25 protein-coding genes are annotated in these 22,566 nt (G+C 65.7%); 7 read left to right on the forward strand and 18 right to left on the reverse strand.

Annotated elements, in window-relative coordinates:
* The first annotated feature begins 215 nt into the window (after window positions 1-215).
* The 6 genes from ABT392_RS04690 to ABT392_RS04715 all read left to right on the forward strand — a co-directional run bounded on the left by ABT392_RS04690 (window position 216) and on the right by ABT392_RS04715 (window position 6,751).
* A complete protein-coding gene (locus tag ABT392_RS04690; protein WP_334279856.1) occupies window positions 216-1,361 on the forward strand; it encodes a hybrid sensor histidine kinase/response regulator in 1,146 nt (381 codons plus the stop codon).
* Window positions 1,358-1,999, forward strand: a complete 642-nt coding sequence (locus ABT392_RS04695; protein ID WP_334279857.1) for a response regulator transcription factor — start codon at window positions 1,358-1,360, stop codon at window positions 1,997-1,999. The genes ABT392_RS04690 and ABT392_RS04695 overlap by 4 nt, the downstream gene beginning before the upstream one ends.
* 199 nt (window positions 2,000-2,198) lie before the next feature.
* Window positions 2,199-2,798 carry a hypothetical protein gene (locus tag ABT392_RS04700; RefSeq protein ID WP_395386463.1) on the forward strand — a complete coding sequence of 200 codons (600 nt, stop codon included), beginning with the start codon at window positions 2,199-2,201 and terminating at the stop codon, window positions 2,796-2,798.
* Between the two features lie 107 nt (window positions 2,799-2,905).
* On the forward strand, window positions 2,906-4,285 hold the full coding sequence (locus ABT392_RS04705; RefSeq protein WP_395386462.1) for a diguanylate cyclase domain-containing protein: 1,380 nt from the start codon (window positions 2,906-2,908) through the stop codon (window positions 4,283-4,285).
* Window positions 4,263-6,239, forward strand: a complete 1,977-nt coding sequence (locus ABT392_RS04710) for a TonB-dependent receptor plug domain-containing protein (protein ID WP_464970916.1) — start codon at window positions 4,263-4,265, stop codon at window positions 6,237-6,239. Before ABT392_RS04705 ends, ABT392_RS04710 begins: the two co-directional genes overlap by 23 nt.
* Window positions 6,236-6,751 (forward strand): YfiR family protein, encoded by a 516-nt coding sequence (locus ABT392_RS04715; RefSeq protein WP_395386459.1) that lies wholly within the window; start codon window positions 6,236-6,238, stop codon window positions 6,749-6,751. The genes ABT392_RS04710 and ABT392_RS04715 overlap by 4 nt, the downstream gene beginning before the upstream one ends.
* 79 nt (window positions 6,752-6,830) lie before the next feature.
* Here the strand turns inward: ABT392_RS04715 and fliR are convergent, their stop codons facing one another.
* The 13 genes from fliR to fliF all read right to left on the reverse strand — a co-directional run bounded on the left by fliR (window position 6,831) and on the right by fliF (window position 18,290).
* Entirely contained in the window at window positions 6,831-7,595 is a 765-nt protein-coding gene (gene fliR, locus ABT392_RS04720) for a flagellar biosynthetic protein FliR (protein WP_334279862.1), read from the reverse strand.
* Between the two features lie 12 nt (window positions 7,596-7,607).
* Window positions 7,608-7,877, reverse strand: a complete 270-nt coding sequence (gene fliQ / locus ABT392_RS04725) for a flagellar biosynthesis protein FliQ (RefSeq protein ID WP_334279863.1) — start codon at window positions 7,875-7,877, stop codon at window positions 7,608-7,610.
* Window positions 7,878-7,891: 14 nt separating this feature from the next.
* On the reverse strand, window positions 7,892-8,641 hold the full coding sequence (fliP, locus tag ABT392_RS04730) for a flagellar type III secretion system pore protein FliP (protein ID WP_334279864.1): 750 nt from the start codon (window positions 8,639-8,641) through the stop codon (window positions 7,892-7,894).
* Window positions 8,631-8,978, reverse strand: a complete 348-nt coding sequence (locus ABT392_RS04735) for a FliO/MopB family protein (protein ID WP_395386458.1) — start codon at window positions 8,976-8,978, stop codon at window positions 8,631-8,633. Before ABT392_RS04735 ends, fliP begins: the two co-directional genes overlap by 11 nt.
* A 75-nt stretch (window positions 8,979-9,053) precedes the next feature.
* Window positions 9,054-9,500, reverse strand: a complete 447-nt coding sequence (gene fliN, locus ABT392_RS04740) for a flagellar motor switch protein FliN (protein WP_334279866.1) — start codon at window positions 9,498-9,500, stop codon at window positions 9,054-9,056.
* Window positions 9,493-10,494: a flagellar motor switch protein FliM gene (gene fliM, locus ABT392_RS04745; protein ID WP_334279867.1), complete on the reverse strand. Its 1,002-nt coding sequence runs from the start codon at window positions 10,492-10,494 to the stop codon at window positions 9,493-9,495. Before fliM ends, fliN begins: the two co-directional genes overlap by 8 nt.
* Window positions 10,495-10,594: 100 nt before the next feature.
* A complete protein-coding gene (locus ABT392_RS04750; RefSeq protein WP_464970917.1) occupies window positions 10,595-11,191 on the reverse strand; it encodes a flagellar basal body-associated FliL family protein in 597 nt (198 codons plus the stop codon).
* A 146-nt stretch (window positions 11,192-11,337) separates the two neighbouring features.
* Entirely contained in the window at window positions 11,338-12,762 is a 1,425-nt protein-coding gene (locus tag ABT392_RS04755) for a flagellar hook-length control protein FliK (RefSeq protein ID WP_395386456.1), read from the reverse strand.
* Window positions 12,763-12,841: 79 nt separating this feature from the next.
* Window positions 12,842-13,315: a flagellar export protein FliJ gene (gene fliJ / locus ABT392_RS04760; RefSeq protein WP_334279870.1), complete on the reverse strand. Its 474-nt coding sequence runs from the start codon at window positions 13,313-13,315 to the stop codon at window positions 12,842-12,844.
* A 39-nt stretch (window positions 13,316-13,354) separates the two neighbouring features.
* A complete protein-coding gene (gene fliI / locus ABT392_RS04765; protein WP_334279871.1) occupies window positions 13,355-14,779 on the reverse strand; it encodes a flagellar protein export ATPase FliI in 1,425 nt (474 codons plus the stop codon).
* Window positions 14,776-15,570 (reverse strand): FliH/SctL family protein, encoded by a 795-nt coding sequence (locus ABT392_RS04770; RefSeq protein ID WP_464970918.1) that lies wholly within the window; start codon window positions 15,568-15,570, stop codon window positions 14,776-14,778. Before ABT392_RS04770 ends, fliI begins: the two co-directional genes overlap by 4 nt.
* A 6-nt stretch (window positions 15,571-15,576) precedes the next feature.
* Window positions 15,577-16,572 (reverse strand): flagellar motor switch protein FliG, encoded by a 996-nt coding sequence (gene fliG, locus ABT392_RS04775; protein WP_334279873.1) that lies wholly within the window; start codon window positions 16,570-16,572, stop codon window positions 15,577-15,579.
* 20 nt (window positions 16,573-16,592) lie between these two features.
* On the reverse strand, window positions 16,593-18,290 hold the full coding sequence (gene fliF / locus ABT392_RS04780; RefSeq protein ID WP_395386455.1) for a flagellar basal-body MS-ring/collar protein FliF: 1,698 nt from the start codon (window positions 18,288-18,290) through the stop codon (window positions 16,593-16,595).
* Between the two features lie 177 nt (window positions 18,291-18,467).
* On the opposite strand from fliF, the gene fliE reads away from it, so the two are divergent.
* A complete protein-coding gene (gene fliE / locus ABT392_RS04785; protein ID WP_395386454.1) occupies window positions 18,468-18,791 on the forward strand; it encodes a flagellar hook-basal body complex protein FliE in 324 nt (107 codons plus the stop codon).
* A 7-nt stretch (window positions 18,792-18,798) separates the two neighbouring features.
* On the opposite strand, the gene ABT392_RS04790 is transcribed toward fliE, so the two are convergent.
* From ABT392_RS04790 to fliD, 5 genes are all read right to left on the reverse strand, one after another.
* Window positions 18,799-19,287 carry a pilus assembly FimT family protein gene (locus ABT392_RS04790; protein ID WP_395386453.1) on the reverse strand — a complete coding sequence of 163 codons (489 nt, stop codon included), beginning with the start codon at window positions 19,285-19,287 and terminating at the stop codon, window positions 18,799-18,801.
* Window positions 19,287-20,045, reverse strand: a complete 759-nt coding sequence (locus ABT392_RS04795) for a flagellar brake protein (protein WP_395386452.1) — start codon at window positions 20,043-20,045, stop codon at window positions 19,287-19,289. The genes ABT392_RS04790 and ABT392_RS04795 overlap by 1 nt, the downstream gene beginning before the upstream one ends.
* A 24-nt stretch (window positions 20,046-20,069) precedes the next feature.
* The gene (locus tag ABT392_RS04800; RefSeq protein ID WP_334279878.1) at window positions 20,070-20,369 is read right to left on the reverse strand and encodes a flagellar protein FliT; all 300 of its coding nucleotides are present in this window, start codon (window positions 20,367-20,369) and stop codon (window positions 20,070-20,072) included.
* Window positions 20,370-20,422: 53 nt separating this feature from the next.
* Window positions 20,423-20,857, reverse strand: coding sequence for a flagellar export chaperone FliS (gene fliS, locus ABT392_RS04805; RefSeq protein ID WP_334279879.1), 435 nt, complete (start codon window positions 20,855-20,857; stop codon window positions 20,423-20,425).
* Window positions 20,858-21,036: 179 nt separating this feature from the next.
* Window positions 21,037-22,479, reverse strand: a complete 1,443-nt coding sequence (gene fliD / locus ABT392_RS04810; RefSeq protein WP_334279880.1) for a flagellar filament capping protein FliD — start codon at window positions 22,477-22,479, stop codon at window positions 21,037-21,039.
* Window positions 22,480-22,566: the final 87 nt, after the last annotated feature.

A 22,566-nucleotide genomic window follows, 5' to 3' on the forward strand; every position in this document is an offset into this window, starting at 1 on the left:
GTGCGGCTGTATCCATTTGTATGGATCTTCGGCATTTCCGTCTCCGGTGTCGACAGGGCTATCGCGGACATGCCGGGACAGTGCAACTGTTCGACGCTTTCCCTGAATTTCTGCCTAGGGTAATCCCTTTTTGCGGGGCAGGGCGTGGTTTTGCAGTCGCACTTGCGATTTGGCATGGTCGGGCGTCATGGAGCGAATTGGCATACTCCCGCCTCATGACGGCCCCCCTGGCAGACCGGCGCCTGCGCGTCCTGCATGTTGAAGACTCCGAGCTCGATCATCAGCTGATCCTGGCACAGCTGCGCCGCGCCGGGCTTGCCATGGACATCCAGCGCGTCGACACCTTGAACGAGGTGCGTCAGGCGCTGACGATGGAGTGGGACGCCATCATTTCCGACTACAACCTGCCAGGCTTCTCCGGCCTGGTGGTGCTGGACATGGTCAAGGATGCGCGGCTGATGATGCCCTTCATCCTGGTCTCCGGCGAGATCGGCGAAGACACTGCCGTGGCGGCGATGCGCACGGGCGCTTCCGACTACCTGCTGAAAAACAACCTGACCCGCCTGGCCCCGGCCTTGTTGCATGCCATCGAGGCCAATGAGAGCGAGCAGGCGCGCATGGAGGCGGACCGTGAGCTGCTGCGTTCCAAGCAGCGCCTTCACGAATTGGCGGGGCATTTGCAGACCAGCGTCGAGATGGAGCGGGCGGCGATCGCCCGCGAGATTCATGACGATGTCGGCGGCTCCCTGACGGCTCTGAAGTTCGACCTGGCCTGGATGGCCCGCCATGCGCAGGATGAAGGCGTGCGTGGCCGCGTGCAGTCGGCGCTGGAGACCGTGAGCCACGCCATTGAGGCCAGCCAGCGCATCATGCACAACCTGCGGCCGGCGATTCTTGAGCAGGGCCTGGTGGCGGCCGTGCAATGGATGGGCGCGCGCTTCGAAAAGCGTACCGGCATCAGCACCTCGATTTCAACCAGCTCCGAACAGATCCAGCTTCCGCCCGGCGTGCCGCTGGTGGCCTATCGCACGGCGCAGGAGGCGCTGACCAACGTCTCCAAGCATGCAAATGCGTCAAAAGTCACGATCGAGTTGAGTGTCGCCTCGGGCGTGCTGACCCTGGAGGTCAGCGACAATGGCGGCGGCCTGACACCGGGCGCGCTGGCCAAGGCGCGCAGCTTCGGCATCCGCGGCCTGCATGAGCGGGCGGCGACGGTGGGCGGCTGGGTCGATCTGAGCAGCAGCACGCGAGGCACGAGCCTGATCTTGTCGGTGCCGCTGGAAGCGCAGCGGGCCGAACAGTTGGGACAAGAGGAGGCTTCGGCCATAGAACACGATCCGTCTTCCTGGGGCAGTGCATGATCAAAGTGATTCTTTGTGATGACCACGCGTTGATTCGGCGCGGCATCCGCGACACCTTGTCCGATGCATCCGATATCGAAGTGGTCGGCGAGGCTGGCGACTACGGCGAATTGCGCACGCTGATGCGCCAGCCCGAGTTCGCCTGCGACGTGCTGGTGCTGGACATCAACATGCCGGGCCGCAGCGGCCTGGACGTGCTGCACGTCCTGAAGGACGAGGGCTCGCCGATCAAGGTGCTCATCGTCTCCATGTATCCGGAAGACCAGTACGCGATCCGCGCGCTGCGCGCCGGGGCCTACGGCTACGTCAACAAGGGCGGCGACCCGCAGCTCCTGGTGCAGGCGGTGCGCACCGTGGCGCAAGGCCGCAAGTACGTGACGCCCGAGATCGCGCAGATGCTGGTCGAGAGCCTTACCGCGCCGATCACCGAGCAGGCGCACCAGAAGCTGTCGGACCGCGAGTTGCAGACCCTGGTGATGATCGCCTCCGGCAAGCGCCTGTCCGACATCGCCGAGGAGCTGATGCTCAGCCCCAAGACGGTCAGCGTCTATCGCGCCCGTGTGCTGGAAAAACTGGGCCTGGCCAACAACTCCGAACTGACCGTCTACGCGATCCGCAACGGTCTGGTCGAGAGCTGAATGCAGCGCGCGACGGAAGTCGCGCGGAACTGGCCGGTGAACCCGGAGCTTCTCTGGGGATCCAGGCGTGCTTTGTGTCGGACTCGACACCCACCAGCAACAAGCCGGTGCTCGGGCCTGCGAAAAATCGATCGGGCCTCGTCGGTGACTCCGTGCGGGGCTTGATTGATCCACAAGCAATCCCGTGAAAGGAGTTCCCATGAGCACGATAGCCACGGTCGGCAGCAGCTCAAGTGCCTGGTCCGGCCTCAGCGCTTCTCGCGCTGGCCCGACAAAGGAGAAGATGTTTGCGAAGGTCGACAGCGACGGCAGTGGCGGTGTCGACAGCAGCGAGCTGCAGGCCATGCTCGACAAGATGAGCGAGCGCACAGGCCAGAGCCTGGGCATGGCCGACGAACTGCTTGCCAAGATGGACGCCAATGCCGACGGCAGCCTCGATGCCGATGAGCTGGACAGTGGCATGAAGAGCCTCATGCCGCCGCCGTCATCGACGTTGCAGTTCGCCGGTCAGCGCAGCGGCAGCGAAGGCGGGCCGCAGGGTGGGCATGGTGGGCCGCCGCCGGGGCCACCGCCAGCCCAGCTGTCGAATGCGGAAAGCAGCCCATCTTCATCGACCTCGACCTCGTCCTCGTCCACGGATCCGCTGGACCTCAATGGCGATGGCACGGTTTCTGCGCAGGAGCGTGCCACGGCGGCCCTGGAGCAATTGGTCCAGCTGCTGCGCGATGCCTACAGCCAGACCATTGAACCCGATCAGACGAGTGCGAAGACGGCGGGCAAGCTCAGCGTCGCGGCCTGAATGAACGCCCCCGGTTGGCTGTTGCACCGGGGGCGTTTTCATGCTGGCAGCCTGGCCCGCTTGGCCTTATAAAGGGGGCTACCCCTTCGGGGCAATAGAAGCGGGCCATGAGCAATCTCGCCACCGAGCACGAGCCGCAAAGTCCGGCCGTGCCAGCAAAGACATCGTTGGCCGCGGCCTTGCCGCAGGCTTCATCGCGCCCATCGCGACCATCGCGCCAGTCCCTGGTCCAGCGCCTGAGCTGGCTCAATCTGAGCGTCCTGAGCCTGACCTTGCTGCTCACCTTGAGCCTGATCGCCTATCTGTCCTGGTGGCGGGTGCGCGAGCGCCAGGCCCAGGCTGCCGAACTGAGTGCGGTGCTCCTGTCCAACAGTCTCGCTCCGGCCCTGGCCTTCAATGATCGCGATGCCGTGCGCAACGAGCTGAGCGCCTTCTCCCGCCGTGCCGACCTGCTCGAAGTGCTGGTGCTCGATCAGGGCCACAGCTTGATCGGTCAGTGGAAGGCGCCAGGGCTTGCCATCGCTTCGCGCGCAGCGGCGCCGCCCGAACTGCTGCAAGCCCAGACCGAGATCAAGGGTGCCGAACTCGAGGTCTGGGTGCCGGTGCAGTTCAAGGGCGAGACCTTGGGCGCGCTGCGCTTGCGGGAAAGCCTGGAAGGCCTGCAGCGAGACGTCTGGCGAATCCTGGCCCTGGCGGCCTTGCTGACTGTGGTGGCGCTCGCCATCGCTGCCCGGGTGTTGCGCGTGGTTCAGAAGCGCGCCCTGGCGCCGCTGTTGGAGCTGTCCAGGCTGGCTGAGCAGGTATCGCTTGGCCATGACTACAGCCGGCGCGGCACCGTCTACCGCCAGGATGAGGTGGGTCGCCTGACTGAGCGCTTCAATGAAATGCTCAAACGCATCGAGGTCTGGCAGGCCGACCTGAACCAGCAGCTCAAGACCGAACAGGCCGTGGGTCAGCAATACCAGCAACTGGCCCACTACGACAGCCTCACGCAACTGGCCAACAGGCACTTCTTTCAGCAGGAAATCCAGCGCATGGTGTCGCAGACGCTTCGCGACAAGGGCCTGTCGGCGCTGATGTTCATCGACCTGGACAACTTCAAGCAGGTGAATGATCGCCATGGCCACGAGGCGGGCGACGAAGTGCTTCGTGAAGTCGCGCGGCGCATGCAGGCGGTCCTGCGCCTGTCGGATCGGCTTTGTCGCCTGGGCGGCGACGAGTTCGCGCTGCTGCTGCCCAATCTGCCCGATGAAGCCGGCGCCGAGCATCTGGCGGGCCGTCTGGTCGCCGCGGTGCGCGAGCCCATGCTGGTGCACGGCGAGCTGATGCCGGTCGGCGCCACCATCGGCCTGGCCTTCTGCCCCCTGGATGCGCGCGATGCCGCCGGGCTCCTCAACCGAGCCGATGGCGCCATGTATGCAGCCAAGCGGGCCGGCAAGAACACCTTTCGTCGCGCGGTGCACGATGATGGCCCGGCACCTGACTGAAGCCCTGGGGCTGGCCCTCGTGCTGCTGGCTGGCCCGGCCTGGCCGCAGGCCGCGGCCGAGAGCGCCGACCCCAGCCTGGAGGAGTTGCTCAAGCGCAGCCTGCCGGGTGCGGCGCGTCACGCGGAGGTGTCCACTGCTTCGCGCTTCTCGCAGAGCGCAGACCGGGCGCCGGCGCTTACCTACCTTGTCACGGCCGAAGACATCCGCAACCATGGCTATCGCAATCTGGGCGACATCCTCAACAGCCTGCCCGGCCTCTACCTGACCTACAACGGCGTGTTCAGCTTCGTGGGTGCGCGCGGCCTCGGGCGGCCGGGCGACTTCAATGCGCGCTTGCTGGTGCTGATCGATGGCATGCGGGTCAACGAGAACATTTATGACGCGGCCCAGATCGGCCCGGAGTTTCAGCTCGACGCGGCCTTGATCGAGCGCGTCGAGTTCACGCCCGGGCCGGGCTCCGCGCTCTATGGCAACAACGCCTTTTTCGGCGTGATCCAGGTCTTCACCCAACGGGTCGACAAGCTGGCCGGTCCGCAGCTGGGCGTGAGCGTGGGCAGTGATCGCTTCGTGCGTGCACATGCCTCCTATGGTCAGCGCCTGGAGCAGGGGGGCGACTGGTGGTTGGCGCTGACCGCCTTCAACCAGCGCCATCTGCCGCTGCTGGTAGACCTGCCATCGCGCGCCCTGGACGTCGAGGCCTTGCGCCAGCGCCAGTGGGACCGCGGCAGCAAGCTGGCCGTCGGCTGGTCGCAGGGCGCATTCAATCTGCATGCGGGTGTCTCCGAGCGACGCCTGGGCTTTCCCGACGTCGCGCTCAACAGCGCGCCACCCCTTTACGTGCAGGCGCGCGACCTGACGCGGCTCAGCTATGTGGCCCTGCAGTACGAAGGCAGCTGGGGCGCCGACTGGGACTGGGAGCTGCGTGCCTCGGCGCAGCGCTCGCTCTACCACCGCGACACGCCGCTTTTCGACGAAGCAGGCCAGGCCCAGACCTTCCGCGGCCGCGCGCTCGGACGCTGGAACGGGGCGGAGTTCAAGCTGGCCACCCAGCGCTGGGCCGGGCAGCGCTGGATCGCCGGGCTGGAGGTGCAGCACGACCTGATCCAGCGCCTGAGCTATCAGTTGCTGGGCCAGGAACCGCTGCAGGAATCCTGGGGCACGGACCGGCGCATGGGCCTGTATCTGCAGGATGAGCTGAGCCTGTCCGACAATCAGCAATTGGTGCTGGGCTGGCGCCGGGACCAGTCCCGCTACTCTCCCGGCAGCAGCAGTCCGCGCCTGGCCTGGGTCTGGCGGCCCAACGAGAACGCCAGCCTGAAGCTGCTGCACGGCAGTGCCTACCGCAGCGCCAACCTGTTCGAGTTCGATCTCAACCTTGGACAGGGTCAACCCATGCCGGCGCCCGAGCGGACCCGCAGCACCGAGCTGGCCTGGGAGCAAGCGCTGGGCGGGGGCCTGCACTACAGCCTGGCCGTCCATCAGGCCCGGCTGCGCGACTTGATCACCCTGGACGCGGAACGCTTCACCTTTGACAACCAGACCGGCGTGAGGAGCCGCGGCATCGACATCGGCATCGATCAGCGCTGGCCTGGCGGGGCCCAGTTGGGGGGCACGCTGTCGCTGCAGCGCAGCCATGACCGGCAGGGGCAGCGGCTCAGCAATTCGCCGACCACGCTGCTGAAGGCTCGCTGGCTGCAACCCCTGGCGGCCAACTGGCAGCTGGGCTGGCAACTGCTGGCCATGAGCGAGCGGCGCACCGCCATCGGCCCGCTGGCCGGCCATGCCGTTCATCACCTGAACCTGCTGTGCAGGCTCCAGCCCGACACCGAGCTGGCCTTCGGTCTCTACAACGCTTTCGACAAGCGCTACTACGACCGCACCGACCCCGAGGGGCCACCGCTGCGCCAGGAAGGCCGCAGCCTGCGCATCAGCCTGACGAGGCGCTGGCCATGAGACGCCTGCTTGCACTGCTGACGCTGCTGGGCCTGGGCCTAGGCGTCGGCGGGGCCTGCCGCGCCGAGGAGTCTGAGGCGCAGCTGAAGGCGGCCTTCATCTACCGCTTCGTGCAATACACGCAATGGCCGCCGCCACCCTTGCGCGAGTTCGGCTATTGCGTGGCCGGCCGCGGCGCGCTGCCTGAGGCGATCAAGTCCCTGGCGACCAAACCGCTGGACGTGGCCGCGGTGCGTTTCCATCGCATCACGGCGCCTGAGCAGGCCGGCCAATGCCAGACCCTGGTGCTGGCAATGACCGAGCGGGGCGAGCTGCGGCGCTGGTTGTCGGCGCTGGCTGATGCGCCCATTCTCGTCATCGGCGACAGCCCGGAGGCCTTTCGTGCCGGTGCGGCCATCGTGCTCGCGGTGGAGCCCAATGGCCTGAGCTTCCGCGTGAATCTGGCGGAAGCGAGAAAGCGTGGCTTGAGCCTGAGCTCGCAGCTCTTGAAACTGGCCCGGGAGGTCAGGTAGCGGGCAAGCGCTGGGCCGCTCCCGAGCTGCCCGCCACCCCCTCGGGGGGCGCCTGACGCGCCGCGTCAGGCCTAGGGGCTCACGTAAATGCCGCCAGCATTCGCTCCAGTGCGATCATGAAGGGCTGATGCATCAGCGGCAGCGTCGCCACCATGCCGATCAGGCCGATGCTCACTGTCAGCGGGAAACCGACCGAGAACACATTGAGCTGCGGGGCCACGCGCGAGATCACGCCCAGCACCAGGTTCACGAACATCAGCATCGTCACCAGCGGCAGGGCGATCCACAGCCCCATGCGGAAGATTTCGGCGCCCCAGGCCTGCGGCTGCGCCACGCGCAGGAAATGGAAGGGTTCCTCGCCGACCGGGAAGGCATGAAAGCTCTGCACGAGCGCATTGATGAGCAGCAGGTGGCCGTTGATCGCGATGAAGAGGAAGGCGACCATCGAGCCGAAGAAGCGCGCGCTGGCCGTGCCCTGGCTGCCGGTTGCGGGGTCGAAGAAGCCGGCAAAGTTGAGGCCCATCTGCAGGCCGATCACTTCACCCGCGAACTCCAGCGCGGCAAACACCACGCGCACGGCAAAGCCCATCGAGAGCCCGATCAGCAATTGCTGCATCAGGAGCATCATCAGGAGCGGCGGCGAGTCCAGGCTCTGCACCGGCATGTCGGGCAAAGAGGGCTGTGCGGCCAGCGAGATGAAGACGGCCAGGCCGATGCGCACCCGCATCGGCACATTGCGCTGGCTGAAGATCGGCATGCCCGACATCAGTGCCAACGCGCGCACCGCCGGCCATAGCAGCGGGTTCAGCCAGGCCAGCAGCTGGGCCTCGGTGACGCTGAACATCAGCGTGCCCCTTCAGCCGACAACGGACGGAATCGTCTGCAGCGTGCGCTGGATGTACTCCACGAGCGTGGTCATCATCCACGGGCCCGCAATCGCCAGCACCAGCACCGCCGCCACGACCTTTGGCACGAAGGACAGCGTGGCTTCATTGATCTGCGTGGCCGCCTGGAACACGCTGACCAGCACGCCCACGGCGAGCACCGTCAGCAGGATGGGCGCGGCCACCAGCATCAGCATGTAGAGCCCTTGCTGGCCGAAGGTGAAGACTTGTTGTGCATCCATGGCAGGCAGTCTTTTCAAGTCACAAAGGAGGCCGCGAGCGAGCCGAGAAGAAGATTCCAGCCATCGGCCAGCACGAACAGCATCAGCTTGAAGGGCAGGGCCACCAGCACCGGCGACAGCATCATCATGCCCAGGCTCATCAGCACCGAGCTGACGATCATGTCGATGACGAGGAAGGGGATGAAGATCAGGAAGGCGATCTGGAAGGCGCTCTTGAGCTCGCTGGTCACGAAGGCCGGCACCAGCACCTTGAAGGGCACTGCTTCGGGCTTGACCGACGCATCGAGCTTGGCCAGGCGCGAGAACAGCGCCATGTCCGACTGCCGGGTCTGCTTGAGCATGAAGCTTCGCATCGGCACTTCGGCCTTCTGCAGCGCCACCTCGAAGCTGATCTGGCCGGCGTTGTAGGGCTGGTAGGCGTCGGCGTAGACCTTGTCCAGCGTCGGGCTCATCACGAAGAAGGTCAGGAACAAGGACAGGCCGATGATCACCTGGTTCGGTGGCGCGGCTTGCGTGCCCAGGGCCTGGCGCATCAGGGAGAGCACGATGACGATGCGGGTGAAGCCCGTCATCATCAGCAAGACGGCCGGCAGGAAACCCAGCGCGGTGAAGAACAGCAGCGTCTGGATGGGCACCGAATAGCTGTTGCCACCTGCGCCCTGGCCAATGATCAAGGGCAGGGTGCCCGGTGCCGTGGTCTGCTGGGCGAAGGCAGCAGCGCTTCCGGCCAGCAGCAGCAAGGCCAGCGAGAGCTTACGAAGCATCGCCGCCCCCGGAGTTGCCGCGCATGCGGGCCTTCAATTGCTCGGCGAAGGGCAGGGCATGTGCAGCGGGCGCGCTTTCCGGCTGCGGCGGCATCACATGCAAGGTGTTGATCTGCGCGCCGGTCACGCCCAGCACCAGCCAGCGGCGGTCATCTCCCTGGCCGACCTCGACGGTCACGATGCGCTGGTTCGGCGACAGCGGCAGCATCGCCACGGTGCGCATCTGGCCGGCGGCTGCGCCGCCGCCCAGCGGCGTGCGCTTGAGCAGCCACAGGGCGAGCGGAATCAGGCACAGGATGGCCAGGAACCAGAGAAAGGGGAGCAGGCTGGAGGTCATTGGCCCTGATTTTGGGCCGCCGTGCGCTCCGCCAATCCGCCGTTCAGGGGCGGATTCCCGGCGCTTCAGAAGGTTTTACTGGCCTTTGGAGAGGCGGCGCATCCGTTCGGACGGCGTCACGATGTCGGTCAGGCGGATACCGAACTTGTCGTTCACCACCACCACTTCCCCCTGGGCGATCAGGTAGCCATTGACCAGCACGTCCATGGGCTCGCCGGCCAGTGCGTCCAGCTCCACCACCGAACCTTGGGCGAGCTGCAGGATGTTCTTGATCGGGATGCGGGTGCGGCCGAGTTCAACCGTGAGCTGGACCGGGATGTCCAGGATCATGTTGATGTCGCTGCCCGGCATATTGCTCGGCGTGGGACTGAAATTGGCAAAGCTGGCCGCGGCCACCTGCTCTTGCGGTGGCGCGACTTCTTCGGCGACTTCGGTGCCGCCTTGCGGGTTGGCTTCAGCGAGCGCGGCAGCCCATTCGGCCGCCATCGCGTCCTGTTCTTCTTGCGACGGGGTATCAGGCATTGCGTGCTCCCAGCCAGCCCTGGTCAGGACCGGTCAGCATGTTTTCGACCTTCAGTGCGTATTTGCCGTTCGAGGTGCCGTAGTGGCAGTCGAACACCGGCACGCCATCGACCTTGGCCTTGATCAGTTGTTCCAGGTCCAGCTCAATGAAGTCGCCGGGCTTGAATGCGAGCATCTGCTCCACCGTGGATGGCGCCGTGCCCAGCTCCGCCACCAGCTCGACCTGGGCGGCCTGGATCTGGTGCTTGAGCAGGTTGACCCAGCGGCGGTCGGGCTCGGTCGAATCGCCCACCGTGGTGGAGTAGAGAACGTCGCGGATCGGCTCCAGCGTCGAGTAGGGCACGCAGAAATAAACGGTGCCGCTGGTCTCGCCGATTTCCAGCGTGAACGAGGTCGAGACGACGATTTCGCTCGGCGTGGCAATGGTGGCGAACTGCGGCTGCATCTCCGAGCGCTGGTACTCCAGCTCCAGCGGATAGATGCCGGTCCAGGCCTTCTTGTACTCGGCGCAGATCACTTCCACGAGGCGCAGGATCACGCGCTGCTCGGTGGCCGAGAAGTCGCGACCTTCGATGCGCGCGTGGAACTTGCCGATGCCTCCGAACAGCGAATCGATCACTGCGAACACGAGCGTCGGGTCGCAGACGATCAGCCCGGAGCCGCGCAGCGGCTTGACCGAGACGATGTTGAAGTTCGTCGGCACCACGATCTCGCGTAGGAAGGCGCTGTACTTCTGCACCTTGATGCCGCCGATGGCGACTTCCGGGCTCTTGCGGATGAAGTTGAACAGGCCGACGCGGATGTTGCGAGCGAAGCGCTCGTTGATGATTTCCATCGTGGGCATGCGCCCACGAACAATCCGCTCCTGGCTGGCCAGGTTGTAGTCGCGGATGCCCCCCTGCTGGACTTCTTCGGCTTCGAGCTTCTGGCTCTCACCGGTGATGCCCTGCAGCAGTGCATCAACTTCGTCTTGCGAGAGGATTTGCTGATTCATGGCGTCGCGCCTTCCGACTCACGGGACGAACCGCCGGGCCGCCCCAAGGTGAGGCCCGGCCCCCTCGGGGGGCAGATGACGAAGTCAGCGGGGGTTGTCATTACTGGACGATGAAGTTGGAGAACAGCACCTGATTGACCGGGCTGACCACGACCGGCTTTTTCTTCTTCTTTTTCTTCGGCGTTGTGTCGGCTTCTGCTTCCTCGTCTTCGTCAGGCAGTTCAATACCCATCGGCCGCACCGACTCGCGCATGATTTCCTTGGCCAGCTTTTCCTTGCCCTCGCGGCTCAGGAGATCCGCCGAGGTCTTGTGCGAGAGCACCATCAGGATGTTGCTGCGGATCGCCGGCATATAGGCCTTGACCTGGTCGGCGATCTTGGCGTCACCCACTTCCAGGGTCACGCCGACTTGAGCGAAGCGGTCCACGTCCTTGTCGGCCAGGTTGACCGTGAACGGGTCCAGCGGCACGAAGACCGGCGGATGGCTGGGGTCGACCTTGTGGGCGGCGGCCGGCGCATGAGATTCGGCTGCTGCTTCCTCGCCGTCTTCGCCCTCGGCCGGCGGCTTCTTCTTCAGCACCAGGAAGGCACCGGCTGCAACGAGGACGAGCACCAACACGCCGACCACGATGATGATCAGCTTTTTCTTGCCACTCCCTGCGGGTGCGGCTGCGGTCTCGGCGGCGGCTGTTGCCATTGATTGGGCTCCTGGTTCGGGCTCACGGCATCACGCGAAGGCGTGAGGATGGGTGAGCCTGACCCGATTATTGAAAACTCCAGCTTAGTGGATGCAAAAAATAACAGGGCAAAGCACTCAGTTATGAGTCGCCCTGCATGAAAACCTTAGGCGTAGAGGTCCAGAACGCCTCGGCTGCGAGGAGGCGGGGTACGGCTGCCCGCCTGGGCCGACAGCAGTTCGGCGTCGCTGGGCAGGCCGTTCAAGTTGCTTTGGCCGGCCAGGCTCGAACCGGATGTGCTCTGCTGGGCCTGTTCACGGGCTTGCTGCTGGCTTTGCTCGAACACGCCGCCGCCACTGAGCGTCAGGCCTTGATCGCGCAAGGCTGCCGCCAGCTCGGGCAGGCTTTGCTCCAGCACGTGGCGGGTATCGGCCTGCACGGCATGGAAGGCAATCTGCGCCTGCTGCCCTTCAACCGTGATCTGTACCGACACCGGACCCATCTCGGCCGGGTTGAGCTGCAATTGCGCCTGCTGCACTCCTTCCGCGGCCAGCAAGGCCAGGCGGGCCGACATGGCGGGCGCGAACTCCGGGCTGTGCAGCGGCTGAGCCAGCGCGACCGGTGCTGGCGCGCTGCTGCCGGCGGCTTGCGCCGAACGTGGGTTGCTCAGTGCTTGCAGATGAGCCGCAAAGCTGCCCGGGCTGCCGGCTGGCGCTTGGGCGCCTGGGGCCGTGAGCGCTTCCGCGGTGCGGGCCGGCCGGGATTCACCCGCGGCCAGCGCCTGACCCTGGAAGGTGTCTGTGAGTTGCAGCTGGCTGGTGCCTGCGGCGGCGGCATCCTTGGCTTGCGCCACGGCGGTGGCGGGCAGGCTGAGGTCTTGGGCCGTGACCGGCAAGGCCGATGCGCCCGCCGCCGATGACTGAGGCAGCGCCTCTGTGGCATCGGGATCGGCAGCGGTGCCATTGGCCACAGTTTTCAGCGGCGCTGCGGCCGGCGTGTTGAGCATTTGCAGAATGGCTTGCGCCACGCTGGCGCCGGCAGCCACTGCTTCATCAAGTGGCAGATCGTCGCCGGCGTCGATGGCCGGCTCGACAGCTGCCTCGTCGGCGGCGCAGGTCAGCTTCAGCGGCTCATCAGGCACTTGCCGAGCCTGGGCCGCCTCGCTGCCTGGCTTGAGCTGCGTCATGACCGCTGTCTTGGCGGCCTTGCGATTGCGCGGATCGACCTGTGTCTCGGCAGTGCCGTTGTCCTGGGCGATGGCGGTTTGATCCTGACCCTCAGCGCTGGCTTCAGCAGCGTCGCCGGCTTGGGTCTGCTCGGCTGCTTCGGCCTCGGCCTTGCGTGCTTTGCCTCCAGGCTGGGTTGGCGCTTTGGCTTGCGTTTGAGCCTGAGCCGGCGCGGGCGCCGGGCTGGCAGCCTTGGGGGCTTCCTGCTTGGGTGCGGCAATCTTCTCGCGCAGCAGCTCGGAGAAGGCGGCTCCGCCACCTTCAGTGCCATTGCCGGCGCGAGCGCTGCCGCCCAGGCCCAAGGTGGGCAAGAGCGCGGTGTTGGGGCGGTTGCCCGCCTGGGTGCTGGGTGTTGTACTGCTCATGGGGAGATCCTTGTTGGGGCGCGACTGCGGGGCATCAGGCCAATCGGGCGACTCGGGCGACTCGGGCGACTCGGGCCAATCACGCTGACAGGCGCATCGCGGGCCCATAGGCCGTCAGCGCGGCGCGGGCGGCCTGCTCGTCGGTGGCCTTCTGTTCCTGGCGTAGCAGGCCGCGCATCTGCTCCAGACGCCGGCGCTCGATCAGCTTGCGCACCGAGGCCACGCGCAGCTCGCGCTCGCGCACCAGGGCCTGGGCCGTGGCCAGATGCGTTTCCGCATGGCTGGCGACATTGCCCTGGCTGGTGATGGCCTGGTCCAGGCGGTTGCCGAAGGTCTGGTAGCAGCCCAGGATGTCGACCGTGGTTCGTTGTGCGAATTGCTGGGTCCACCGCTGCTGGTATTCCTGCCGGTAGTCGGTCAGCTGGTTGGCCTGCATGCGGGCGGCGTCCGCGCGCGCGCGCGCCTGCTGCAAGGCCTGCAGGGCTTCATCGCGCTCAACTTCGGCACGCTCGAGCAGTATCAACAGGGCCGACAGGTTCTGGCTGGCGCTCATGACGGAGATCTCCTTCTTGGCTTATCGGCCAGTTCTGACTCAAGCTTGAAGAATCACTTGGCCCAGCTGTGAAATGCTGCCGGCCAAGGGGGCCGCGCTGTGCATGTCCTGCTGTAGCAAGCGATTCATTTCGGGATGCAGGCGCACGGCCGTGTCCAGGTCCGGGTCGTTGCCTGCCTGGTAGGCGCCCAGCTGGATCAGGTCGCGAGCCTTGTTGAACTTGGCCAGCAACTGGCGGAAACGGCGCGCCGCTTCCACATGCGGCTGCTTGGCCACATTGGTCATCACCCGTGAAATCGAACGTTCGATGTCAATCGCCGGGTAATGGCCGGCTTCGGCCAGCTCACGGGACAGCACGATATGGCCGTCCAGGATGCCTCGGGCGGCGTCCGCAATCGGGTCCTGCTGATCGTCGCCCTCGGACAGCACGGTGTAGAAGGCCGTGATCGAGCCCTCGCCATACAGGCCATTGCCGCTGCGCTCAACGAGTTGAGGCAGCTTGGCGAAACAGGAGGGAGGATAGCCCTTGGTGGCCGGCGGCTCGCCGATGGCCAGGGCGATCTCGCGCTGTGCCATCGCATAGCGGGTCAGCGAATCCATCAGGAGCAGCACATGCTGTCCACGGTCGCGGAAATGCTCGGCAATCGCGGTGGCGTAGGTCGCGCCCTGCATGCGCACCAGCGGCGGCGCATCAGCCGGCGCGGCCACGACGACCGAGCGTTGCAGGCCTTCCTCGCCGAGGATGTCTTCGATGAATTCCTTCACTTCGCGACCGCGTTCGCCGATCAGGCCGACCACGATCACGTCCGCCTGCGTGTAGCGGGCCATCATGCCCAGCAGCACCGACTTGCCGACGCCTGTGCCGGCAAACAGGCCCAGGCGCTGGCCGCGGCCGACGGTGAGCATGGCATTGATGGCGCGCACGCCAGTGTCCAGCGGCGTACGGATCGGTTCGCGGTCCATGGCGTTGATCGGGCGGCGGATCATCGGCTCGTCCTGCACCAGCTCCAGCGGGCCCTTCCGGTCCAGCGGATGGCCATGCGAATCGACGACGCGGCCCAGGAGGCCATCGCCCATGGGCAGATGCAGGCCGCGGTCTTCGCCCCGGCGCCAGAGATGCTGAGGATGGCCAAGCTGTGGCGCCTGTGCCGGGCCGATGCGCGGCAGCACCAGAGCGCCGCTGGACAGGCCTTGCACTTCGTCCGTCGGCATCAGATAGGCCCGATCGCCCGAGAAGCCCACCACCTCGGCCTTGACCGGCGCACTGCCGCGGCGCGGGTTGGCGCTCGTGCTGGGCATGTGGATTTCGCAGACCGAGCCGACGGGCACGCGCACGCCGGTCGCTTCCAGCACCATGCCGGCCACGCGCACCAGCTTGCCTTGCGGCTCCAGCGGCACCGGGTTGGCGGCGAAGGCCTGGAGGTCTTCCAGATACCTTGTCCAGCGCTCAGCCCGCGCGCTCATTCCTCGCCCCCTGCGTCGCCGGCCGTGCCGCCGCGCCGGTCTTCCCAAAGCGAGCTCTGGCCCATCGCAGCCACGGCTTGCTGCCAGCGCGTTGCCATCGTTGCATCGACGCTGGAGATGTCGGAGTCGACCTTGCAGCCGCCGCGGGCGACTTCCGGGTCGGGAATGACTTGCGCCTCGCGGGCCCGCATCTCTTCACCGGCACCGTCCTGCACGAGGGGCAGGTCGGCCGGGTTCACGCGCACACGAACATGGCGGGCGGACAGCAGGAGCGCCTCGACCGCGTCGTGCGCGACGCGGGCGATCAATTCGGGGTTCTGCTTGAGTTCGCTGCGCACCACCTGGCGGGCCAGCTCGACGGCGCAACGCGCCAGTGTCTCGCTCATCTGGCCTTCCAGCTCCAGCAGCTCGGCATCGAAGCCGCTGACCAGCTTGCCGATCTGGGCGCTCATCTGCGTGGCGAAGCTGTGCTTGAAGGCATCCAGCGCGGCCATGCCATCGCGATAGCCATCCTGATAGCCGGCCTGGCGAGCGGCATGCAGCTGCTCATGCAGATCGGGCTCGGGCGGCGCCGGCGGGACCGCGGCCGGCGCCGGTGCTGCCGCAGGGGCGCTGACGCCGGGGCCACCGCGCGGATTGGCGGGCTTGCCGCTGAGCGCGTCCGGGCTCCAGGCCGCGAAGCCGCTGAGCTCTTCGCGCGGAATGAAGCGGGCATAGGTCTCGCGCCTCTCCTCGCCCGTCCGGCGTTCCGGCGGTGGCACTTGGCGTGGAGCTCTGGTGACCATCTGCATTCAGCCTCAGACGAACTGGTCGTCGCCACCGCCCACCAGGACGATCTGGCCTTCGTCCACCAGGCGGCGAACGATCTTGAGCATTTCCTTCTGCTCGGACTCGACCTCGGAGAGCCGCACGGGGCCGCGCGTGTCCAGGTCTTCGCGCAGCGTTTCGGCCGCACGCGTGGACATATTGCGGAACACCTTCTCGCGCAGCTCGGCGTTGGCACCCTTGAGGGCGACCACGAGCGATTCGCTCTGCACTTCCTTGAGCACGGCCTGGATGCCCTTGTCGTCGATCTTCTCGAGATCGTCGAAAGTGAACATGTTGTCCATGATCTTCTGGGCCAGATCGGAGTCGGCCTCGCGGATGTAGTCGAGCACGGACGCTTCGACGCTGCTGCCCATCATGTTGATGATCTCGGCCGCGGTCTTCACGCCGCCCAGCGAGCTCTTCTTCATGCGCTCGCCGCCGGCCAGCAGCTGGCTCATGACTTCGTTCAGGTCTTTCAGGGCCGTGGGCTGGATGCCGTCCAGCGTGGCGATGCGGATCAGCACCTCGTTGCGCTGGCGTTCGGTGAACACCTTCAAGACCGAGCTGGTCTGGTCATGGTCGAGGTGCGAGAGCACCGCCGCGATGATCTGTGGATGCTCGTTGCGCAGGAGCTCGGCCACCGAGCCCGAGTCCATCCACTTCAGGCTTTCGATCGAGGACACATCGCTGCCCTGCAGGATGCGGTCGATCAAGAGGTTCGCCTTGTCGTCGCCCAAGGCCTTGCGCAGGACGGTACGCACATATTCGTCGGTGTCTGCGACCAGCATGCTCTGCGTTTCCGCCACGGCATCGAAGCGGTTCAGGACCTGTTCGACCTTCTCGCGCGGGATCACCTTGAGCTTGGCGATGGTCTCGCCCAGCCTTTGCACTTCCTTGGGCTGCAGATGCTTGAAGACCTCGGAGGCTTCTTCCTCTCCGAGTGACATCAGAAAGATGGCTGCGTCTTCTATGCCTTGTTCGTCCATGGTCGCTGCTTTCTTCGGGCTCAGGCGGTGCCGGCAATCCAGTCGCGCATGATGTTCGCGACGGCCACCGGGTTCTCCCGCGCCAGTTGCCGGGCGCGTTCGAGCTTCTCATTGTGCAGGGGGGCTTCCAGCTGCGGCAGCTGCACCATGCCATCGGGCAGGGCGTTCTCGTCGTCGACCACGGCGTTCAGCTGATTGCCGGCAGTATCCGCGCCGGCCACCACTTCCGGCGCGGGCGGATTCACGGCGCGGATGGCCGGGCGCACCATGCCGAACACGGCGATCAGGGCCACGATCACGAGCGCTGCGGGCACAACGGCGGCGCGCAGCAGGTCCAGCAGCCAGGGCTGTTTCCAGACCGGCACTTCGACAACGTCGATCTTTTCCTGGATGAAGGGTGCGCTGACCACTTTCACCGAGTCTCCACGGTCGGCATTGAAACCGAGCGCCTCCTTGACGAGTTCGTTCAGCTTGTCCAGCTCGGCCTGGGGCAGGGCGGCGCTGGTGGACTTGCCCTTGGGGTCGACCGTCGTGCGATGGTTGACGACCACGGCGGCATTCAGGCGGCGCAGATTGCCGGTGGCGTTGCGGGTCACGCGCACCGTCTTGTCGAGCTCGTACTGGGTCGAGGCATCGCGGCGTGAGCTGTTGTTGCCAGCACCTCCTTGCGTGGCCTGCAGCGGCGCGGAGGCGCCATTGATCGGCGCCGTGGCCGGCACGGGCGGCTGATTGGTCGCGGCGCCGGGCACACCGGTGGGCTGTTGCGGCGTGGCGTTGTTCGATTCGCTGCTCTGCTGCACCCGCACCGCGGCGCTGGCGTTCTGGCCCTGGTTGGGCTTGTATTCCTCGGCGGTCGACTCGGTCTGCGAGAAGTCCACATCGGCGGTGACCGTCGCGCGCAGGTTGTCTCGGCCGACCACAGGCTCCAGCAGCTCGTAGATGCGCTTGTTCAGGTTGGCTTCGACCTGCTGCTTGTATTGCAGTTGCTGGCTGTCGAGGCCGCTGCCGGTCTCCGGCGGCGTGGAGATCAGCGCGCCGGTGTGGTCCAGCACGCTGACGGCCTTGGGGTTGAGCTCAGGCACCGAAGCCGAGACCAGGTGCACGATGCCGGCCACCTGGGCGCGGTCCAGCGTGCGGCCTCCGCGCAAGGTCAGCATCACCGAGGCGCTGGGCTTTTGCTGCTCGCGGAAGAAGCCGTTCTGCTGCGGCATGGCCAGGTGCACGCGGGCGTCGGCCACATCGGCCAGGGCGGTGATGGTGCGGGTCAGCTCGCCCTCGAGAGCTCGCTGGAAGTTCAGCCGCTCGTTGAACTGGGTCTGGCCGATGGAGGTCTTGTCCATCAGTTCGAAGCCGACCGTGCTGCCCTTGGGCAAGCCGGCCGAAGCCAGCTTCATCCGCACGTCATAGACCTGGGCTGCCGGCACGAGGATGGTGCCGCCAGGCTCGTTGCGATAGGGCACGTTCATCGCGGCCAACTGGGCGATGACGGCGCCGCCGTCCTTGTCGGACAGGCCGGAGAAGACCGGTCGGAAATCGCCCTGGCTGGACCACAGCGTCATGGCCAGAACGGCAGCGGCCAGCGCGGCCAGACCGGCCACGAAGCTCAGCTTGGAGCGCAGCGGCATGGCAGACACGCGCGCTGCAAACCCGGGCTGGGCCGGTTCGGCTTCGATCACGTTGCCAGCGGCGTTGAGGTTGGGGCTGAGGGCGTTATCCATGAGAGGCTGCAGTTTTCGCGGGCCTTGGACAGCATGCTCCCGCTGGTGCCGATTATTTAGAAATGTCCCCTCAAGAAAGCCGGGAACAGGCCGATGAAGCGAGCGCAGTTCCCACCTTAGACGGGCGCAGTCCTGCCTACCATTGCCTCACCTTGCCACCCTTGGCAGGAGCAGGCCATGGACCTCAAGCTCAAACCTTTCGATTTCGCCCAAGCTGCCGCACGCGCCGGACTGACCCCAACCGGTCAGCCCCTGGCGACGGCCAAGCCTGTGGGCGGCACCAGCTTTGCCGATGCCATGAGCCAGGCGATGAAGGGCGTCAGTGCAGCCCAGAACGAGGCTGGCCGGCTGCAGCGCGAGGTGCAGCTCGACAACCCCACCATCAGTCTTGAAGAGACGATGGTGGCGATGCAAAAGGCCCAGATTGGCTTCCAGGCGACCCTGCAGGTCCGGAACAGGCTGGTTTCCGCCTATTCCGAGATCATGAACATGCAGGTGTAGAGCGGTCTCAACAAGGCGCCGACTTGGGCGCATCCTTGCCGCACAGCGAGGCGCGGCCCAGCGCATTGAGCTGCACCCGTACCTGGCCACCATGCTTGGTCGAGAACTCGGTCGGGCCATGCTCGACGGCGCGGCCCAGGCCCGCCTCGAACTGCGCATCGCTGGAATACACCATCCAGACGCCCGGCCAGTCCTGACTGCGCTGCGAGATCACGTTGCAGCGTTCCTTCAGGCAGTTGCAGGGCGTTGTGCTGTTGGCGCCCCAGCACCATGCCTGGCCTTCGTGCTTGAAGTTGAAGAACACCGGGCCGACCTTGCTGCTCTGGCTGTGCGCCAGCTGGAAGTCCCGCTGCAGGGACTCGGCCGCCAGCCGCATGCGCTGACGCTCCTGCATGCGCTGGTAGTTGGGCACCGCCACGGCGAGCAATATCGCCGCCACAGCCAGCACGATGGCGACCTCCATCAGTGTGAATCCGGCGTGGCGTGGGCGGCTCATCAGATCTTGCGCTGCAAGAGGCGGCGCCGCTTCTGGGTCTGGTCGATGAAGCGCTGCAGATCGCGCAGCGAGAGCGGTGGCAGCTGCACGAAGGCGCAGCCCAACTGCACGAACTCGGCCGGGTTCTGCAGCGAGCTGACGTGCTGCAACCGCAGACTGGTTTCCAGCCGGGTATCCCGGTCCAGCTCCAGGCGTGCCAGCTCGATCAGTGCACCCGGTTCCAGCGGCGGCAGCTCCGGCGGCAGAAGCAGGGCGAGGCCGCCAATGCTCACGTCCAGCACTCGGAGGCGCAAAAGGCCGATGGCAGGGTCGGGGTGCTCGAACTTGGCGAAGGGATAGGCGCTACCCGTCGGTTGCACCCGGTAGGCCTGGCGGCGCTGGAAACGAAACAGCGGGCTGGGCAGATTGGCTTGCAGCATGGCGCCGGCGCTGCCTTGCACCAGCACCAGGCCGTCGACGTCGAACTGCAGCCTGATGTTGTCCAGAAAGGCTTGGGCCTGGACCTCGTCGCTGGCCAGCAGCGTGCGCAGGTGCTCGGGGCTGGCACTGCTGTCCAGGTCGATCACGCCCCGGCGCGCATCCACCTCGACGAGCAGGGCCTTGCAGCTTTCCCCAGTCGGCGTGCTGAGGGTCAGCGGTGTGCGTTGGGCCTGCAGCTCGCGCAGCAGGGTCTGGATCTCGAGGGTCGCATCGAGACGAAAAGAGCCGACGTCGACTGTGTCGACGCCGGCCTCAGACGACGGGTTGGCATCAGGCATGCCTGGAGGATGCGCTTTCCCGGTTCAGTGAACCGTCTTGTTCTTGCCGGCCAATACTTGGTCGAGGTCTTCCAGCCAGGGTTCGGCCAGGTGACGGATCTCGGCGTCGTTCAGGAGGATACGCTGCATGATGCGCGTTTTCAGCTTCGACTCTTCCGGCTGCAGGGCCGCCTGCGAGGCCGCGTGCTTGAGCTGCGAAATCAACAGCACGCAAGCGCCTTCGAGCTTGACGACTTCGTCCCAGTTGCCGGTGCGGGCGGCCGAGAGCATGTCGGCACTGGCCTGCTCGATGGCTTCGTAATAGCTGAGAAGGTGGGTGTTCATGGAACGTCCGCTGGATTCTGGGTGAATGAAGGGCGCTGTCTGACTACCTGGCATCAGGCTGCCGCACGTGCATGTGCGGCGCTTGGAGCAATGCTAGCCCAGGCTTCGCGGATCGGTTGCAGCAGACGCTGGCATTCCTCAACGGCGCTGGCATCGCTGTGCAAATTTGCATGAGTGAGGCGTCCACAGGTGTAGACATAGAGGTCACGCAGGTCGGTGGCCAACGGGCCGGCTTCCAGCTTGAGCCCGGCCTTCAGGCCTTCGTCAAGGATGCGCACGGCCCGGCTCAGCGAACGGTTCTTCAGCTCCGTGTTGCCTGCATGGATCGCACCCAGGCCCTGGTTCATTGCGTCGAACAGGCCGTCGAAAAGCATTGCCACCAGGCGGTGCGGGCTGGCGCTGAGCACGTCGGTCTCGACGCCGACCTTGTTGTAGAGGTGGCTGGCCCGATGGGCGCGCGAGGCAAAGGGAGAGGCATTGCCGTACATTTTTCTTAGCTTTCCGAGTGGCCGGGTTGAGAGCGTCTTGAGAGGATTTTCGGCTCACGAGCGGCAAACTTGAGGGAGGCCATTGCCGGGATTGCCCCGCATTTCCGGCGCAAAAAAACCCGGCAGGGCCGGGTTGGTGACGGAGTTGGCACGGCGCGGCCTCGAAGCTTCAGGCGGACTCAGCTGCTCTTGTTGAGCAGTGCCATCTGCTGCGTCACATAGTTGGACAGGCTGGTCAGCTTGCTCATCTGCGTGTCCAGCGCTGTATAACGTGCGCGCAGCCGCGCTTCGGTCAGGCTGACCCGGTCTTCCATCTTGTCGGCCTGCTTGCCGTTGTTGTTGATGCGGGTTTGCAAGCCGGCCTGGCGGCTGGTCAGGCTGCCGTCGGTGCTCAGCAGCTTGTCGGTCAGCGTGCGGAAGCGCACGGCCAGGCCGCTGTTGCTGGCATCGGTCGTATCCACGCCGGCAAAAAAGCCCTTGACCTGGTCCAGATTGGCCAACGCCTTCGTCAGCTTGGTGTCGTTGACCTTGATCAGGCCGTCCGACCCCGGGTCCAGACCCAGGTCGGAAAAGCGGCCCAGGCCGCTGCCGCCAAGCGTGGTGCCGCTGCCGGCGAGGCCGCGCAACTGGTTCTGCAAGCTGGTTGCGGTCGAGTCGCCCTGCAGCGTTCCGGCAGTCTTGTTGCTGGCGTCGTACTTGGTCTGGTCGCGCAGCATCGTGACCGCGGCGTTGTAGTTGGTGACGAATTCGTTGATCGCCTTCTTGATGCCGTCCTTGTCCTGGTCGACGCTCAGCGTCACATCGGCCGTGGTGGGCTTGAGCAGCGTGATGTTGAGGCCGTCGATGGCGTCCTTCATCGTGTTGCTTTCGGACTCGACCGCCACGCCGTTGAGCACCGCCATCGCGTTGGCCGCGGCCAGGTTCAGCGCCATCGAGCTGACACCAACGCTGGGGTCGTAGGCCAGTGCCGACAGCCCGGAATCGTCGCCATTGATGCCATCGGCATCGCCCACGCTGATGCGGAAGGCATTGGTCTGGCCGGTTTCGCTGGAGCGCATCACCAGGCGCGAGCCCGAAGCGTCTGTCACCACCGAGGCAACCACGCCGGCCTTGGCCGCATTGATCTTGTCGCGGATCTGGGTCAGTTGGTCTTCGCCCGGGGCGATCTCGATCGTGACCGCAGTGCTGCCCGCCTTGGTGGTGAACTCAGTCTGGTCGCTGTTCCAGCTGCCCAGCTCGATGGTGATGTTGCCGTTGCCAATGGTGGCGGGCGCTGATGGCAGCACCTTGCTGGACAAGGTCTGCGAGGCCGCCAGCTTGGAAACGGAGACGGCGAACTTGCCGGAGGTGGTGCTGGAGCCGGCCGTGACGGCCACGCTGGTCGAGTCAGTGGAAGAGGCCAGGCTGGCCTGCCAGGTTTCTGGACGAGACAGTTTGAGTGCCGAGTCGCGCAGCGTCGAGAAGGCGCTTTGCAGCTTGCCATACACCGACAGCTGGGTCTTTAAGGTGTCTGTGCGGGTCGCCAGCTGGGTAATGGGCGCGCGCTCGGCTGCCACCAGCTTGGTGATCAGGGATTCGATGTCCAGGCCGCTGCCTATGCCTGCTGATGTGATGGTTGCCATGAGAGTTCTCCAGCGTCTCGAGGGCATGGCAGGTGCCAGGACCCCGGGCGGTTGCCGGTGTTGAGGCTTTTATCGACCAGTCCTGAA

Source organism: Paucibacter sp. JuS9, assembly GCF_044043925.2.
GTDB lineage: Bacteria > Pseudomonadota > Gammaproteobacteria > Burkholderiales > Burkholderiaceae_C > JAUASW01.

Excerpts from the sequence above, each read along its gene's own strand:
- ABT392_RS04710 (WP_464970916.1), top strand. The coding sequence starts at position 4,263 with ATGATGGCCCGGCACCTGACTGAAGCCCTGGGGCTGGCCCTCGTGCTG.
- fliN (WP_334279866.1), bottom strand. The coding sequence starts at position 9,500 with ATGCCTGATACCCCGTCGCAAGAAGAACAGGACGCGATGGCGGCCGAA.
- fliE (WP_395386454.1), top strand. The coding sequence starts at position 18,468 with ATGGACCTCAAGCTCAAACCTTTCGATTTCGCCCAAGCTGCCGCACGC.
- fliP (WP_334279864.1), bottom strand. The coding sequence starts at position 8,641 with ATGCTTCGTAAGCTCTCGCTGGCCTTGCTGCTGCTGGCCGGAAGCGCT.
- ABT392_RS04770 (WP_464970918.1), bottom strand. The coding sequence starts at position 15,570 with ATGCAGATGGTCACCAGAGCTCCACGCCAAGTGCCACCGCCGGAACGC.
- ABT392_RS04800 (WP_334279878.1), bottom strand. The coding sequence starts at position 20,369 with ATGAACACCCACCTTCTCAGCTATTACGAAGCCATCGAGCAGGCCAGT.
- ABT392_RS04735 (WP_395386458.1), bottom strand. The coding sequence starts at position 8,978 with ATGACCTCCAGCCTGCTCCCCTTTCTCTGGTTCCTGGCCATCCTGTGC.
- ABT392_RS04695 (WP_334279857.1), top strand. The coding sequence starts at position 1,358 with ATGATCAAAGTGATTCTTTGTGATGACCACGCGTTGATTCGGCGCGGC.
- ABT392_RS04750 (WP_464970917.1), bottom strand. The coding sequence starts at position 11,191 with ATGGCAACAGCCGCCGCCGAGACCGCAGCCGCACCCGCAGGGAGTGGC.
- fliJ (WP_334279870.1), bottom strand. The coding sequence starts at position 13,315 with ATGAGCGCCAGCCAGAACCTGTCGGCCCTGTTGATACTGCTCGAGCGT.
- ABT392_RS04795 (WP_395386452.1), bottom strand. The coding sequence starts at position 20,045 with ATGCCTGATGCCAACCCGTCGTCTGAGGCCGGCGTCGACACAGTCGAC.
- ABT392_RS04790 (WP_395386453.1), bottom strand. The coding sequence starts at position 19,287 with ATGAGCCGCCCACGCCACGCCGGATTCACACTGATGGAGGTCGCCATC.
- ABT392_RS04690 (WP_334279856.1), top strand. The coding sequence starts at position 216 with ATGACGGCCCCCCTGGCAGACCGGCGCCTGCGCGTCCTGCATGTTGAA.
- ABT392_RS04755 (WP_395386456.1), bottom strand. The coding sequence starts at position 12,762 with ATGAGCAGTACAACACCCAGCACCCAGGCGGGCAACCGCCCCAACACC.
- fliS (WP_334279879.1), bottom strand. The coding sequence starts at position 20,857 with ATGTACGGCAATGCCTCTCCCTTTGCCTCGCGCGCCCATCGGGCCAGC.
- fliR (WP_334279862.1), bottom strand. The coding sequence starts at position 7,595 with ATGTTCAGCGTCACCGAGGCCCAGCTGCTGGCCTGGCTGAACCCGCTG.
- fliF (WP_395386455.1), bottom strand. The coding sequence starts at position 18,290 with ATGGATAACGCCCTCAGCCCCAACCTCAACGCCGCTGGCAACGTGATC.
- fliI (WP_334279871.1), bottom strand. The coding sequence starts at position 14,779 with ATGAGCGCGCGGGCTGAGCGCTGGACAAGGTATCTGGAAGACCTCCAG.
- ABT392_RS04705 (WP_395386462.1), top strand. The coding sequence starts at position 2,906 with ATGAGCAATCTCGCCACCGAGCACGAGCCGCAAAGTCCGGCCGTGCCA.
- fliM (WP_334279867.1), bottom strand. The coding sequence starts at position 10,494 with ATGAATCAGCAAATCCTCTCGCAAGACGAAGTTGATGCACTGCTGCAG.
- ABT392_RS04715 (WP_395386459.1), top strand. The coding sequence starts at position 6,236 with ATGAGACGCCTGCTTGCACTGCTGACGCTGCTGGGCCTGGGCCTAGGC.
- fliD (WP_334279880.1), bottom strand. The coding sequence starts at position 22,479 with ATGGCAACCATCACATCAGCAGGCATAGGCAGCGGCCTGGACATCGAA.
- ABT392_RS04700 (WP_395386463.1), top strand. The coding sequence starts at position 2,199 with ATGAGCACGATAGCCACGGTCGGCAGCAGCTCAAGTGCCTGGTCCGGC.
- fliQ (WP_334279863.1), bottom strand. The coding sequence starts at position 7,877 with ATGGATGCACAACAAGTCTTCACCTTCGGCCAGCAAGGGCTCTACATG.
- fliG (WP_334279873.1), bottom strand. The coding sequence starts at position 16,572 with ATGGACGAACAAGGCATAGAAGACGCAGCCATCTTTCTGATGTCACTC.